9 protein-coding genes are annotated in these 15095 nt (G+C 70.5%); all 9 read right to left on the bottom strand.

Going from position 1 to position 15095, the window contains the following annotated elements:
- Window positions 1-338 precede the first annotated feature (338 nt).
- Entirely contained in the window at window positions 339-1418 is a 1080-nt protein-coding gene (gene mtnA, locus ACW5EG_RS06140; protein ID WP_457017864.1) for an S-methyl-5-thioribose-1-phosphate isomerase, read from the bottom strand.
- A gap of 24 nt (window positions 1419-1442) precedes the next feature.
- Entirely contained in the window at window positions 1443-2414 is a 972-nt protein-coding gene (gene epmA, locus ACW5EG_RS06135; RefSeq protein WP_457021074.1) for an EF-P lysine aminoacylase EpmA, read from the bottom strand.
- Window positions 2411-4918 (bottom strand): NAD-dependent DNA ligase LigA, encoded by a 2508-nt coding sequence (gene ligA / locus ACW5EG_RS06130; RefSeq protein ID WP_457021073.1) that lies wholly within the window; start codon window positions 4916-4918, stop codon window positions 2411-2413. The genes epmA and ligA overlap by 4 nt, the downstream gene beginning before the upstream one ends.
- 626 nt (window positions 4919-5544) lie before the next feature.
- On the bottom strand, window positions 5545-6288 hold the full coding sequence (zipA, locus tag ACW5EG_RS06125) for a cell division protein ZipA (protein ID WP_457017861.1): 744 nt from the start codon (window positions 6286-6288) through the stop codon (window positions 5545-5547).
- A gap of 28 nt (window positions 6289-6316) precedes the next feature.
- Entirely contained in the window at window positions 6317-9820 is a 3504-nt protein-coding gene (gene smc, locus ACW5EG_RS06120; RefSeq protein ID WP_457017860.1) for a chromosome segregation protein SMC, read from the bottom strand.
- A gap of 182 nt (window positions 9821-10002) precedes the next feature.
- Window positions 10003-11376 carry an alpha,alpha-trehalose-phosphate synthase (UDP-forming) gene (otsA, locus tag ACW5EG_RS06115; RefSeq protein WP_457017859.1) on the bottom strand — a complete coding sequence of 458 codons (1374 nt, stop codon included), beginning with the start codon at window positions 11374-11376 and terminating at the stop codon, window positions 10003-10005.
- Window positions 11373-13151: a glycoside hydrolase family 15 protein gene (locus ACW5EG_RS06110; RefSeq protein ID WP_457021072.1), complete on the bottom strand. Its 1779-nt coding sequence runs from the start codon at window positions 13149-13151 to the stop codon at window positions 11373-11375. The genes otsA and ACW5EG_RS06110 overlap by 4 nt, the downstream gene beginning before the upstream one ends.
- 14 nt (window positions 13152-13165) lie before the next feature.
- Entirely contained in the window at window positions 13166-13912 is a 747-nt protein-coding gene (otsB, locus tag ACW5EG_RS06105) for a trehalose-phosphatase (protein WP_457021071.1), read from the bottom strand.
- 49 nt (window positions 13913-13961) lie between these two features.
- Window positions 13962-15050: an ABC transporter ATP-binding protein gene (locus ACW5EG_RS06100; RefSeq protein ID WP_457017856.1), complete on the bottom strand. Its 1089-nt coding sequence runs from the start codon at window positions 15048-15050 to the stop codon at window positions 13962-13964.
- Window positions 15051-15095 lie beyond the last annotated feature (45 nt).

Below are 15095 nucleotides of genomic sequence, written 5' to 3'. Positions count from 1 at the left end.
AGAAGCAGCGGCCCGGAAACGTGGCGGCGGAGCCGTTTGGCTCCGCCGGAATCAGTGCCGGAATGCTACCACGATGGGCACTTTTTTTCCAGCAGATAGGCCGGAGAAACAATCACTTGCGTGAGTCTCGGGGGTCGATTTCGGGTGCAGTAGGCAGGCTGCCGCAGGCGTCGCGGTGAGACGCTGCTGATCTGGCGGCCGATCATGTCCGGCGCAGGGCAATACAAACGCTCAGCCGGTCCGTTTTCCATGGGGCACGAGACACTCCGCGACGGCCGCCCTCACCCGCCTTGGCGGCCTCGCGATGCACCGTGGTGCCGCGACCCTGCCGCCAGTACTCAGGCGCCGAACAGTGCCCGCATCGAGGCCGTATCGGGATGCGCGACGATGCCCCTCTCGGTCACGATCGCATCGATCAGCGCCGCAGGCGTCACGTCGAACACCGGGTTCCAGGCTGGCACGCCCTCGGCCACCGTGCGGGTGCCGCCGATGCCGTAGAGCTCGGCCGGGTCGCGCTCCTCGATCTCGATCAAATCGCCCGAGGCGGTGTCCATGTCCACCGTCGAGGACGGCGCGACCACCATGAACTTCGCGCCGTGGTGGCGCGCGGAGATCGCCAGCTGGTAGGTGCCGATCTTGTTGGCGGTGTCGCCATTGGCGCAGATGCGGTCGGCGCCGACGATCACCCACTGCACCGCACCGGTCTTCATCAGGTGCGCGGCGGCCGAGTCGGCGATCAGCGTCGCCGGGATGCCGTCCTGCATCAGCTCCCATGCGGTCAGGCGTGCGCCCTGCTGCCACGGCCGGGTCTCGCCGGCGAAAACCTTGCCGATCCTCCCCTCCGCCACGCCGGCGCGGATCACGCCCAGCGCGGTGCCGAAGCCGGCGGTCGCCAGCGACCCGGTGTTGCAGTGGGTCAGCACACCGCTGCCCGTCGCGATCAGCGAGGCGCCCAGCGTACCCATGGCGTGGTTGGCCGCGAGATCCTCGGTCTCGATCGCGCGGGCTTCGGCTTCCAGCGCATCGCGCCAGTCCATGCCCTCGCCCGCCTGCGCGCGCACCAGTGCCGCGCGCATGCGCGCCAGCGCCCAGGCCAGGTTGACCGCGGTGGGTCGTGCGGCGTTGAGGTGCTGCATCGCGGGCTCCAGCACGTGCGCGGCCCCGGTGGCATCGACGGCATCGGCGGCGTCGACAGCGCGCGCAGCCAGCACCACGCCCCAGGCCGCGGAAATTCCGATCGCCGGCGCGCCGCGCACCGCCAGCGAGTGGATCGCCGCGGCAACATCATCGCTGCTGCCGCACACCAGGTATTCCACCTCGAACGGCAGGCGGCGCTGGTCGAGCAGTTCCAGTGTCTCCCCGGTCCAGCGGATCGGCCGGATGCGGTCGTAGCGGGCGTAATCGATGGCGTCGGTCATCGGCGGATTGTAGCTGGCGCGTGATCAAGCCCGGCCGAAATCGAAGGCCAGCACATCTGCGATGCGCGGCGTGCCCAGCATCGCCATCAACAGGCGGTCGATACCCAGCGCCACCCCCGCACAGGCAGGCAGGCCCGAGTGCATCGCCTCGATCAGGGCTTCGTCGATCGGCGGCGCGCCGGTGCCGCGTCCGTGGCGGACCGCCACGTCGCGCACGAAGCGCTCGCGCTGCTCGCTGCCGCCCAGCAGCTCGTGATAGCCGTTGGCCAGCTCCAGCGATCCCAGGTACAGCTCGAAACGCTCGGCCACGTCGACATCGTCGCGCGCCACCACCTTCGCAAGCGCGCACTGCGCGGCCGGGTAGTCGTGCAGCACCAGCAACTGGTTGGGCGGGAACCCCGGCTGGATGCGGTGGGTCATCAGCAGGTCGAGCCAGTCGTCGCGGCCCAGCCCGTCCGGGTCGATGTCGATGCCGCCCGAGGCCGCGCGCAGTTCCTCGATGCCGGCCGTCATCGGGTCGATGCCGAGCGTGTCGCGGTACAGCGCGCGGAAGCTGGTGCTGGCGACCGAAGCCTCGCGCCCGACCAGGGCCAGCGCCGCCTGCACAAGCTCCGCCGTTTCGTCCGCGAGCCGCATGTGGTCCCAACCGATCCGGTACCACTCGAGCATCGTGAACTCGGGGTTGTGGCGGCCACCCGCCTCGCCGTCGCGGAACACGCGGCCCAGCTCATAGCAGTCGCCGATGCCGGCCGCGAGCAGGCGCTTCATCGGGAACTCGGCGGACGTGCGCAGCCAACGCGTGCGCGGCGCGCCATCGGTGCGCCCGGAAAACTCGAGACAGAACGACGCAATGTTCGGATCGGTGTTGCCGGCGCGCGAGAGGATCGGTGTTTCCACCTCGAGCACGCCGCGGCGCGCGAAGAACTCGCGGACCAGGGCGTTGACGCGCGCGCGCAGCAGCAAAGAACTGCGCGAGGCAGAGGGCGACCAGTTCATGCGCGGTGCTGCGACAGGAACCCGAGCAGTTCCGCTTCATCCCAGACCTCGATGCCCAGCTCCTGTGCCTTGGCCAGTTTGGAGCCGGCCGCCTCGCCGGCCACGACCAGATGGGTCTTTTTCGAGACGCTACCGGCGACCTTGGCGCCCAGCGCCTCGAGCCTGGCGCCGGCTTCGTCGCGGCTCATCGCGGACAGGCTGCCGGTCAACACCACGGTCTTGCCGTCGAGCGGACCGGCGGACTGCTCGATCCGGACCGGCGCCGCCTCAAGCAGTCGCCGCATCGACGCGTCTGCTGCGCGCAGCGCCGCCAGCGCGGCATCGTCAACCAGGTATGCGGCGAGATTTTCCGCGCCCGCTGCCGACAGGCCGGCACCGGTCCAGCCGCTGGCGTTGGCGCGCAGCAGCGCGTCGAGCGTGCCGTAGGTTTCGGCCAGCCGCGTCGCACTCTTGCCACCGAGCTTGTCGACCGCCAGCGCCCCGAGCAGATGGGCAAGATCGAGGCGCTCGGGCAGCGCCGCCGACGGCGGCGCCTCGTCGCTGAAGCTGATACCGGCCGCGAGCAGCGCATCGACCGCATCGACATTGCCGGGCTGTTCGAAAAACGTGGCGATCGACCGCGCCACTTCGCCACCGATGTCGGGCAGCGCCTGCAGCAGCACCGCCGGGGTGCTGCGCACGAAAGCCAGCGACCCCAGCCACTGCGCCAACGACTTGGCCGTCGTTTCGCCCAGGTGCGGGATGCCGAGCGCGAACAGGAAGCGCGGCAGCGTGGTCGCCTTGCTGGCCGCGATGCCGGCAACCAGGTTCTCGGCCCAGCGCGTGGCGAGCTTGCCCGACGTGTCGACCGCCAGATGCGCACGCAGGAAGGCCGCGTGCTTCCACTCGCGCGCCTCGTCGGCGAGCACGGCAAGACCCTCGGCGTCGAGGCTCAGCGCGCCGCGACTGTCGGCGACCGTCTGGACCAGGTCGGCGGCGGTGGCGGCATCGAGCGCGGCCTTCATCCGCACCAGGTCCTCGACGGTCAGCGCGTAGATCTCCGCCGGCGAATGCACGAAACCGAATTCGACCAGCGCCTCGGCCTGGCGATCGCCGAGCCCTTCGATATCCATTGCACGGCGCGAGGCGAAGTGGCGCACCGCCTCCTTGCGCTGCGCCGGGCAGGACAGCCCGCCGCTGCAGCGCCATGCGGCTGCGCCCTCTTCGCGGACCAGCTCCGATCCGCAGACCGGGCAGTCGGGCGGCATCGTCCATGGCACTGCACCGGCGGGGCGGTGTTCCTCGATCACGCGCACGATTTCCGGGATCACGTCGCCGGCGCGGCGCACGATGACGGTATCGCCCTCGCGCACGTCCAGCCGCGCGATCTGGTCTGCGTTGTGCAGGGTGGCGTTGGTGACGGTGACGCCTGCCACCTGCACCGGCTCGAGCCGCGCGACCGGCGTGATCGCGCCGGTGCGGCCGACCTGGACCTCGATCGCGCGCAGCACGGTGGACTGTTCCTGCGCCGGATACTTGTGCGCCAGCGCCCAGCGCGGCGCGCGCGAGACGAAACCCATCTCGCGCTGCTGGTCGTAGTCATCGAGCTTGTAGACCACGCCGTCGATGTCGTAGGCCAGCGTGTCGCGCAGCTCGCCGATCCGGCGGAAGTACGCGATCAGGCCGTCGAATCCCGTCGCGGTGTCCACTTCGGCCGCCACCGGGAAACCGAACTGGCGCAACGCCGCCAAGGTCTGCGAATGGGTCTCCGGCAGTTCCAGCCCACGCACTTCGCCCACGCCATAGGCGAAGAACGCCAGCGGGCGACGCCGCGTGACCGCCGGATCGAGCTGGCGCAGCGACCCCGCCGCACCGTTGCGCGGATTGGCCAGCAGCTTCTCGTTGCGCTCCAGCGCCTGCGCGTTCCAGGCCTCGAAGGCCTTGCGCGGCATGTAGATCTCGCCGCGCACTTCCAGCACAGCCGGCGACGGCGCCTTGCCCGGCCGCAGCCGCAGCGGCACGGCGCGCACCTGGCGCAGGTTCGCGGTGACGTTCTCGCCGGTCGCCCCGTCGCCGCGCGTGGCGCCCTGCACGAACACGCCGTCCTCGTAGCGCAAGCTGATCGCAAGCCCGTCCAGCTTGGGTTCGACCGAAAACACCGGCGCACTGATGCCCAGGCGCTGCTCGATGCGACGCTCGAAATCGGCGACCTCGGCATAGCGCGTGCGGTCGTCGGCGTCATCGGCAACGCCGGCGGACTCGAAGGCGTTGGCCAGCGAGAGCATCGGGATTGCGTGCGCGACCTCGGGGAAGCCGCCGTCCGGGCGCGTGCCGACGGTGCGGGTCGGCGAGTCGGCGGCGGCGAGTTCGGGATGCGCCAGTTCGAGCGCTTCGAGTTCGCGCATCAGCGCGTCGTATTCGGCGTCCGGGATCGACGGATCGTCGAGCACGTAATAGCGATGGTTGGCGTCTTCGATGCGGGCGCGCAGCTCGGCGGCACGGGCGATGGCGGCGGGATCGGGCATGTGGGAATTGTAGGACGCTGCGTCCGGTTTGGCTGGCGATAAGGCGGTATTGGAAGCTTCTCCGCTGACCGCACAGCGAACTGACGGGTTTGCCGGCGAGGCGACCTGACGGGTGTGCGGCGGCGATGCGACCTGATGGGCCTCGCCGCAACCGGCAGGCTTCCTCCGCGAATGTCCCCCGGCGTCCGCCTGGCGGCGGACGCCTCCTCCTTGATTTCGCTGCGGAAGCCTGCCGGCCGCGACGAGGCTCGGCTTGCGGATGCTTTGTCGGGCGTGGGTGCCTGCAACGCGGTACCGCCACGTCCCTGCGGGTCTGCGTTGGGTGCGGGCCACCACACATGTCTGCTGCAAGGACTGGCTACGGCACCCGCCGGTTCCGCGCCCGATTCGCCCACCACCGTCTATCAGATGGCGACCCCAAGATCAGGCGACCGCCTGGCGACTCCGAAGGCGAGCCCCGCCGCGACCGGTGGGCCTTCGCAGCAAAATCAAGGAGGAGGGAATCCGCCGGCAGGCGGATTCCGGGGGACATTTGCGGAGAAGGCCCGCCGGTTGCGGCGGGGCCCTTACGCCGCGCTGCAAGCCGACGAAGGCCAATGCAAGTGTGGCAGGCGCCCGACAGCGGCCTACCAGCGCGGGCTGCGCGTCACCGGCGGTGCCTCGTGTTCGCGGTCCCAGGCGCGCAGCTCATCGCGCAGGCCGGCGATGCGCTGGCGGCCCAGCGCGTTGCGCGACTCGTCCAGCAGCACGCCGTCGAGCAGTTCGGCCATGCGCTGCGCGGCCGGCAGCATCGCGTCCCAGGCATCGAGTGCGCTCACCGGTGCCGGCAGGGTCAGGAAGAAGGCGATCGCCGGGGTTTCCAGCGACTGGATCCCCGACATCTCGAAACTGCCCGGCTTGCGGATGTTGGCCACGCTGAAGATCGGGCCGCGCTCCGGGTGGCTCTCCACCAGCCGGTGGAACACGTTCATGTGGCCATAGGTGAGGCCGGCCTTTTCCGCGGCGACCACGATGTCCGGACCGCGCAGCACCTGCTCGGTGCGCGCGGCGACATAGAGGGTCACGATCTTGTCGAAGTCCTCGCTGACGCGCTTGCCCAGCTCGCTGTTGGGCGAGGCTGCGCCGACGCTGTCGTCGAGCAGCTCCATCTCCGTCTGCACCACGTCCTCGCCGGCGCCATCGGTGGCGGCGAGCTCGCGCTCGATCTGCGCGCCCAGCGTGGGCTCCATCCGTGCGCCGTCGGCGTCACGCTCCCCGCGCGGCAGGCGGCGACCCTGCCCCTGGCCCTTGCGCGGGCGGGTGCCGAAGTACCAGATCGCGACCAGCAGGATCAGGCCTGCGACCAGGATGCCAATACGCAGTTCGGTCATGCATGTCCTCCGGGACTCGTGCGGGGCCTCACGCGGCGCCAACCAGGCGTGCGGCCTCGGCCAGGTCGACCGACACCAGCCGGCTGACGCCGGGCTCGCGCATGGTAACGCCGCTGAGCTGCTGCGCGGCTTCCATGGTGGCCTTGTTGTGGGTCACGAACAGGAACTGCACCTGCTCGCTCATTTCCGAAACCAGGGCGGTGAAGCGCCCGACGTTGGCCTCGTCCAGCGGTGCGTCGACCTCGTCGAGCAGGCAGAACGGCGCCGGGTTGAGCTGGAAGATCGCGAACACCAGCGCCACTGCCGTCATCGCCTTCTCGCCGCCCGACAGCAGCGAGATGTTGCTCACGCGCTTGCCCGGCGGGCGCGCCATGATCGCCACGCCGGTATCGAGCAGGTCCTCGCCGGTGAGTTCGAGATAGGCATGGCCACCGCCGAACAGGCGCGGATAAATCTCCTGCACGCCGGAGTTGACGCGGTCGAAGGTGTCCTTGAAGCGACCGCGGGTCTCGCGGTCGATCTTGCGGATCGCCTCTTCCAGCGTGTCCAGCGCGGTGGTCAGGTCGGCGTCCTGCGCGTCGAGGTAGTCCTTGCGCTGCGCGGCCTCGGCGTGTTCCTGGATCGCGGCGAGGTTGACCGGCTCGAGCCGGCGCAGCTTGCCGTCGAAGTCGGTGACCATCTTTTCCCAGGCGGGCGCGGTCGCCTCCTCCGGCAGGCCGGCGATGGTCTCGTCCATCACGAAACCGGCCTCGGACACGGCGGCGGCCAACTGCCCGGCCCGGATGTCCAGCGCCTGCTGGTCGAGGCGACGCTGGGCAATCGCCTCGCGCTGGGCCAGCGCCTGTTGCTCGCGCTCGTGGCGGGTACGCTCGAAGCTGCGCAGGTCGTTGTCGACGCCCTCCAGCGCCGAGCGTGCGGCGCCCAGGTCCCTGTCCGCGACCACGCGCTGCTCCAGTGCCCCCTGCCGCTGCGCTTCCAGCTCGACCACTGGGGCATCGCCCTGCGACAGCTGCGCGGCCAGTTCGCCCAGGCGCGCGTCGAGCTGGCCGCGCTGGCCACCCATGCGTTGCAGCGCCTGGGTCAGGGCCAGCACCTGGGCGCGCTGCGACTCCAGGGTGAGCGCCAGCGCGTGCGCGCTGTCGCGGGTCTCGCGGGCGGCGGCACGGGCGGCGTCGCGCGCTTCGCCCAGGCTGCGGCGCTCGGCCTCCAGGGCGTTGCGCGCGCCTTCGAGTTCGGCCATCAGGCCGACTGCATCCTCGAGCCTTGAGCGCGCCTCGCGCGTCTGCTGCGCGTTGCCGTCGCTGGTTTCGACCAGTTGCTCGAGCTCGGCCTCGATCTTGTCGATGCGCGCACGTGCGTTGTCGACCCGGCCCTGCTGGCCCTGCAGCTGGCCGGCGAGCTCGGATGCGCTGCGGTGCGCCGCGTACAGCTGGCGCTGCGCATCCTCGCGCTGCTGCTCGGCCTGCAGCAGGCGCTCGCGCCCGGCAGCCAGCGCGGCTTCCAGCTCGTGTTCGCGCGCCTGCAGTTGTTCGATCGTCGCGCGCAACTGCTTGATCTCGCGCTCGCGCAGCAGCGCGCCCTGCTTGGCCGCGCCGGAGCGCACCACGCGCACCCAGCCGCTGCCCAGCCGCTCGCCGCCGCGGGTGATCACCGAGTCGCCCGGGTCCAGCCGCGCCTGCAGTGCGACGCCCTCGGCCAGCGTCTCGGCCACGTGCAGGCGGCCGAGCATGCGCCGGATCGCGAGCGGGCCCTGCACCTTCGCGGCCAGGGAAGTCGGGGCGAAATCGGCATCGCCGGGCTGCGATGCGACCAGCGCCAGGCGCCCGTCGCCCAGGTCCGACAGCGCTTCCACCAGCGCCTCCGGCGCCTCGACCAGCACGCCCTCGATCAGTTGCCCGAGCGCGCCCTCGACCGCGTTCTCCCAGCCCGGTTCGACGCTGAGCTGCTCGCCCACGCGCGTGGCCGAATCCAGCCCGTGGCGACGCAGCCATTCCACCGCCGCGCCCTGCTCCTGGCCGAGTGCGGCGTGCTGCAGCGTCTCCAGCGAGGACAGGCGACCACGCGCTTCCTGCGCCTGCTTGCGCAGGCCCGACAGCTCGTCCTGGCTGGCGCGCTGCTGGTCCTGCAGGTCCAGCGCGGCCTGCTTGCGGGCCTCGAGCCCTTCGTTGAGGCCGTCGAGCGCCGCCTTCTGTTCCTCGTGGCGCAGGGCGATGGTTTCGAAAGCTTCCGACAGTGCGCCCAGGTCAAGCGCGCCGCGCTCGGCGAGCAGCTGGCTGCGGCGGCGGTCGGCTTCCAGCGCCTGCCGGTCCAGATAGTCCACGCGGGTGCGCTCGACATCGCCGCTGCGCGAGGCCTCGCTCTGTTCGCGGTTGTGCGCGTCCCAGCGCTGCTGCCAGTCGGCCAGCGCGTCCTCGGCGGTGCGCAGCGCCTCCTGGCGGACCTCGTCACCTTCGCGCAGGGCCTCCAGCTGCGGTTCGGCGTCGGCGATTGCCGACTGCAGCACCTCCAGGCGCGACTCGTCGCCGCCGATGTGGACGCCGATCTCTTCCAGCGCCAGGCGGGTTTCCTCGCGCGCCTTGTGCAGGCGCTGGGCCATTTCGTGCTGGTGCGCGATCTGCTGTTCGACCCGCGCCAGGGTGCCGCCAACCTCGTAGTTCGCGGCCTGGGCGCGGCTGAGCGCGGTGCTGGCCTCGTCGCGGCGGACGCGGCCGGTTTCCAGTTCGCGCTCGGCCTCGCGCTGCTCGGCGATCAGCTGCTGCAGGCGCGTTTCCTCCTGCGACAGTCCCTCGCGCAGGGCCTGCAGCTCGGCATCCAGGGCACGGAACTCGAGCGCCTTCCACTGCGCATCGCGGATCTTGCGTTCGGCCTGGATCGCGGTGTACTGCTCGGCCTGCTTCGCCTGCCGCGCCAGGTGCTGCAACTGCTTGCCCACCTCCTCGCGCAGGTCGCTGAGGCGGTCGAGATTCTCGCGCGTGTGGCGGATGCGGGTTTCGGTTTCCTTGCGCCGCTCCTTGTACTTGGAGATGCCGGCCGCCTCCTCGAGGTAGACGCGCAGCTCTTCGGGCTTGGCGTCGATCACCTGCGAGATCATGCCCTGCTCGATGATCGAGTAACTGCGCGGCCCAAGCCCCGTGCCCAGGAACAGGTCGGTGATGTCGCGGCGGCGGCAGCGGGCGCCGTTGAGGTAGTAGCTGCTCTGGCCATCGCGGCTGACCGTGCGCTTGACCGAGATCTCGTTGAACGCGGCGTATTCCCCGCCAATCGCGTGGTCGGAGTTGTCGAACACCAGCTCGACCATCGCCTGCGAGACGGGCTTGCGCGAGGTGGACCCGGCGAAGATCACGTCGGTCAGCGAGTCGCCGCGCAGGCGGCTGGCCGAGCTTTCGCCCATCACCCAGCGCACCGCGTCGATGATGTTGGACTTGCCGCAGCCGTTCGGGCCCACCACCCCCGTCATGTTGGTCGGCAGGTGCAGCGTGGTGGGATCGACGAAGGATTTGAAACCGGCGAGCTTGATCGTGGACAGGCGCATGCGGCGTTCGGTGGCCCCGGCCGCCCCCGCTGGGCGCGGCCCTGTGAGTCTTGCAAGAGATTAGGAATGACGCTCAAGTCATTGAATGGACTGGAGTCAAGCCGACCCCGCGTCACATTCCGACCGGTGAGTATAACGACCGGCACCGCCCCCCGTCGCGGCTCGCGGACCGGCCCCGCCGCTCAGGCCGCGGCTTCGGCCAGGCGCTCGAGGAAGCCCCGGCACCAGGCGTGGATGTCGTAGCCGGTAATCGGTCGCATCATCGATTCCCAGCGCTCGCGGCGCTCGGCCAGCGGCATCGCGGCGGCCCTGGCGATGGCATCGGCCACGCCGTCCAGGTCGTAGGGGTTCACCAGCAGGGCGGCGTCGAGTTCGGCCGCGGCACCGGCCAGCATCGACAGCACCAGCACGCCCGGGTCGTCCGGGTCCTGGGCGGCGACGTACTCCTTGGCGACCAGGTTCATGCCGTCGCGCAGCGGCGTCACCAGACCCATCGAGGCCAGGCGGTAGAAGCCGGTCAGGGTGGCGTGCGGGAAGTTGCGGTTGACGTAGCGCAGCGGGGTCCAGTCGGGCGCGGCATGGGTGCCGTTGATGTGGCCGGAAATGCCCTCGAGCTGGTCGCGCAGGTGCTGGTACTCGGCGACTTCGCCGCGCGAGACCGGTGCGATCTGCAGGAAGGTCAGCTGGCCGCGTTGGGCCGGATGGCGCTCGATGAAGCGGCCGAACGCACGGAATCGTTCGGGCAGGCCCTTGGAGTAGTCGAGCCGGTCGACGCCGATGGCGAGCTTGCGCCCGCTCAGGCTGTCGCGCAGCGCGCGCACCGCGGCCTTGTTGACCGCGGAAGCGGACTGCTGGGCGATGCGCCTGGCGTCGATGCCGATCGGGAACGCGCCGACCGCCACCCTGCCGCCGCCGGGCAGCGTCACCGCGCCGTCGGCCTCGATCGTGGCGCCGCCGAAGATGCGCGCATAGGTGCGGAAACGGTCGGCATCGCGTGCGGTCTGGAACCCGACCAGGTCGTACGCGTAGAACGTGCCGAACAGGCGCCCGTGTTCGGGCAGCGCCGAGACCAGGTCGGCCGAGGGCATCGGCACGTGCAGGAAGAAGCCGATCCGGCAGCGCACCCCGCGCTCGCGCAGCATCGCCGCCAGCGGGATCAGGTGGTAGTCGTGGATCCACAGCACGTCGTCGTCTTTCAGCTGCGGGGCCAGTTTGTCCGCGAACAGGAGGTTGACGCGGCGGTAGCCGGCGCGGGTTTCGCGGGCGTAGTCGACCAGGTCCAGGCGCGAGTGCAGCAGCGGCCACAGGGTGCGGTTGGCGAAGCCGTTGTAGTAGGCGTCGTGGTCGGCGCGGTTGAGGTCCATGGTGACGTAGCGCACGTCGCCGGCCACCTGCTCGTGCAGGCGCCCGCTGTCCTCGCGCACCACCTTTCCGCTCCAGCCGAACCAGAGCCCGCCGTGCGTGCCCAGCGCCGCTTCCAGCCCGACCGCGAGGCCGCCGGCGCGGTTCTCGCCCGGCAGGGCCACCCGGTTGGACACCACGACCAGACGACTCATGAGGCCTCCTGCCAGCTCCGTGACAGCCGCATCGCGGCGATGATCAGGCCCACGTGCGAGTAGGTCTGCGGGAAGTTGCCCCAGGCCTGGCCGTCATCGATGGCCAGGTCTTCCGACAGCAGCCCGAGGTGGTTGCGCCGCGCCAGCAGCCGCTCGAACATCGCACGCGCCTCGTCGGCGCGCCCGGTCGCGGCCAGCGCGTCGATGTACCAGAAGGTGCAGATGGTGAAGCTGGTTTCGGGTTCGCCGAAATCGTCCGGCGCGACATAGCGGAACAGCACGTCGCCGCGGCGCAGGTCGCGGCCGATGGCATCGACCGTGGCGACGTAGCGCGGGTCCTCCGGCGCCAGGAACCCGATGTCGGCCAGCAGCAGCAGGGATGCGTCGAGGTAGTCGCTGTCGAACGAGGCGCTGAAGTGGTTGGCCGCGGGCCGCCACGCGCGCTCGATCACCGTGGCGTGGATGGCGTCCGCGCGCTGCCGCCAATAGGCCGCGCGCTCGGCCAGTCCCAGCTGGTCGGCAATCTTGCCAAGGCGGTCGCAGGCGGCCCAGCACATCGCGGCCGTGTAGGTATGCACCTCGGCGCGGCCGCGGAACTCCCACAGGCCGGCGTCCGGGTGGTCGTGCAGCGCCCAGGCACGCTCGCCCAGCGGTTCGAGCCGTTCGAATGCCGAGGCGTCGCCCGGATGCGACAGGCGCTGGTCGAAGAACAGCTGGGTCGAGGCCAGCACCACGCTGCCGTAGACGTCGTGCTGCTTCTGCACCCAGGCCAGGTTGCCGCGCCGCACCGGCCCCATGCCGCGATAGCCGGCCAGGCTCTCGACCTCGGCCTCTTCGAGTTCTTCTGTGAAGTCGATGCCATACAGCGGCTGCAGGGTGCCGTCGTGGGTGGCGATGTTGTAGATGTAGCGCAGGAACTCTTCCATGCTGCGCGTCGCGCCCAGCCGGTTGAGCGCGCGTACCACGAAGGCCGCGTCGCGCAGCCAGCAGTAGCGGTAGTCCCAGTTGCGCGTGCTGCCGGGGGCTTCCGGGATGGACGTGGTCATCGCTGCGATGATCGCGCCGCTGTCCTCGTACTGGCACAGCTTGAGCGTGATCGCGCTGCGGATCACCGCCTGCTGCCAGTCCAGCGGGATCGACAGGTAGCGCACCCATTCGCGCCAGTACGATTCGGTGCGGCCGATGGCCTCTTCCACGTAGCCGGAGATCGAACGCTGCAGCGGCTCGTCCGGACCGAACACCAGGTGCATGGTCTGGTTGAGCACGAAGACGGTCTGCTCGCGCACGAACCGGATTGGCACGTCCGTGGTCATCCGCAGGGTGAAGCCCGGCAGCAGCCAGCGCATGTGGTTGCTGCCCCAGGTCGACTCGGGCACGCGCGCGCCCCAGTCGGCAAGCGGCCGCACCCGCACCCGCACCCGCGGACTCCCGGCCAGCGGCGTGATCCTGCGGATGATCGAGACCGGCCGGTAGATGCGGCCGCTCTGCTTCCAGCGCGGGGCGAAGTCCAGCACCTCCACCGCGCCGCCGTGGCGGTCGTAAAGCACGGTGCGCAGCACCGCGGTATTGGTGATGTAGTGCTGTTCGTTGCGCTCGTAATCCTCCAGCTCGACCGCAAGGTCGCCGCCCTCGTGGTCGCGTGGCGACAGCAGCGCGCAGAATGCGGGGTCGCCATCGAATGCCGGCAGGCAGCTCCACACCACGCGGGCTTCGCGGTCGACCAGGGCGCCGAAGCTGCCGTTGCCAATCACGCCCAGGTCCAGCGTCTGCTGCATCGTTCCTCCTCCGCTCAAGCGACTGCTCCCAGCCATGCGTGCACCGCTGCGATGTCGGGCAGCCCGCAGCGTGCGTCGGTGCCGCCGCGTTCGCCGACCAGCACGCCCAGGCCGCCGTGCGCGTTGACCGCGCGGAAGCCATGTTCGTCGGTCAGGTCGTCGCCGACGAACACCGGCTGGCGCCCGCGGAACGGCGCCTCGTCCAGGAACGCGTCGATGGCGCCGCCCTTGTCGGCGTGGCGCGGGCGCAGTTCAACCACCATGTTGCCCGGCTGCAGGTGGTAGCCGGGCAGTCGCTCCACGGCGCGCGCGGCAAACGCCTGCAGCGCGAGCGCGGCATCGGGCGCGGCGCGCCAGTGCAGCGCCATCGCCTCGCCCTTGTCCTCGACCAGGGCGCCCGGCCAGCGCGTCACGAACTCGAGCGCCTGCAGCTTGATCGCCTCCAGCTCACCAGGCGGACCCGGCATGTCGGCCAGCACTTCGCCGGCGCGCCGCCGCTGCAGCCCGTGCAGCCCGGCCGCCGCCAGACGCAGCGGCGCGAACATGCGGTCGAGCATTTCCACGCGACGCCCGCTGACCAGCGCGATCGCGCCATCCATCGCCGTCGACAGCGCCTGCAGGCGCGGGACAAGGTACGGGGACACGTACACCTGCTCCGGATCGTCCGCGAACGGCACCAGGGTGCCGTCGACGTCGAGGAACAACGCCCAGCGGTCGCACAGGGGAGGTGGCGGCGGCAAGATGGGGGGGCCGTCGGACATCATTCCCATATCATGGCCCGGATCGCGCAACCGCGGCATGAAGGTGCCGTCACCGGGGCGCCAGGGCGACGCCGTCGACGGGATCGAACCAGTGCAATTGCGTTGATGCGAAGCGCAACCACAGGGTGCTCCCCGGCGCCGGCAGTTCCTCGGGCAGCAGGCGCGCGACCAGCGCCTGGGCACCGAGGCGAAGATACGCATGCACGTCGCTGCCCACCGGTTCGACCACGTCGACGATCGCGGCGAATCCCTGGTCCGCATCGGCGCGCAGCAGGTGCTCGGGACGCACGCCGAGCTGCAGCTCGCGCCCTTCCAGGTCTGGCTCGATGTCCGCATCCCCGGGCAAGGCCAGGCGCGTGCCGTCGGCCAGCAGCAGTCGCCAGCCATCCTCGCGCAGCAGCGTCCCGCGCAGGATGTTCATCGCCGGGCTGCCGAGGAAGGTGGCGACGAACAGGTTGGCCGGCTGCCGGTACAGCGCCATCGGCGTGTCGATCTGCTGGACCAGCCCGTCCTTCATCACCACGATGCGCTGGCCCAGCGTCATCGCCTCGACCTGGTCGTGCGTGACATAGAGCATGGTCGTGCCCAGCTGTCGGTGCAGCCTGGCGATCTGAACCCGCATGTCGGCACGCAGCCGGGCATCGAGGTTGGACAGTGGCTCGTCGAGCAGGAACACCTTCGGCTGCCGCACCAGCGCGCGGCCGAGTGCAACGCGCTGGCGCTGGCCGCCCGACAGCTGCGCCGGCCGCCGCGACAGCAGCCCGTCGAGTTCGAGCATCCGCGCTGCATCGCCGACCCGGGCCGCGACCGCATCCGCCGGCATCCGGCGCAGCTTCAGCGCGAAGCCGAGGTTCTCGGCCACGGTCATGTGCGGATACAGCGCGTAGCTCTGGAACACCATCGCGATATCGCGTTCGCCCGGCGCGAGATCGTTCACCACCCTTCCGCCGATGCGCAGCGTGCCGGCGCTGATCTCCTCCAGCCCGGCCACCATGCGCAACAGGGTGCTCTTGCCGCAGCCCGACGGCCCGACCAGCACCAGCAGTTCGCCGTCGGCGACATCGAAGCTGGCACCGGCCACACCGACGTGGCCGTTCGGGTACTGCTTGCGCAGCTTGTCCAGTTGCACCTGCGCCACTCGTTCCTCCCGGCCTGATGTCCATTGCCCGCTGCGTCATGCGCG

Source organism: Luteimonas sp. A611 (genome assembly GCF_054072715.1).
This window is presented reverse-complemented; position numbering and strand designations above follow the sequence as displayed.

Coding starts and splice junctions, on each gene's coding strand:
- mtnA (WP_457017864.1), bottom strand. CDS start 1,418: ATGACCGACGCCATCGATTACGCCCGCTACGACCGCATCCGGCCGATC.
- epmA (WP_457021074.1), bottom strand. CDS start 2,414: ATGAACTGGTCGCCCTCTGCCTCGCGCAGTTCTTTGCTGCTGCGCGCG.
- ligA (WP_457021073.1), bottom strand. CDS start 4,918: ATGCCCGATCCCGCCGCCATCGCCCGTGCCGCCGAGCTGCGCGCCCGC.
- zipA (WP_457017861.1), bottom strand. CDS start 6,288: ATGACCGAACTGCGTATTGGCATCCTGGTCGCAGGCCTGATCCTGCTG.
- smc (WP_457017860.1), bottom strand. CDS start 9,820: ATGCGCCTGTCCACGATCAAGCTCGCCGGTTTCAAATCCTTCGTCGAT.
- otsA (WP_457017859.1), bottom strand. CDS start 11,376: ATGAGTCGTCTGGTCGTGGTGTCCAACCGGGTGGCCCTGCCGGGCGAG.
- ACW5EG_RS06110 (WP_457021072.1), bottom strand. CDS start 13,151: ATGCAGCAGACGCTGGACCTGGGCGTGATTGGCAACGGCAGCTTCGGC.
- otsB (WP_457021071.1), bottom strand. CDS start 13,912: ATGTCCGACGGCCCCCCCATCTTGCCGCCGCCACCTCCCCTGTGCGAC.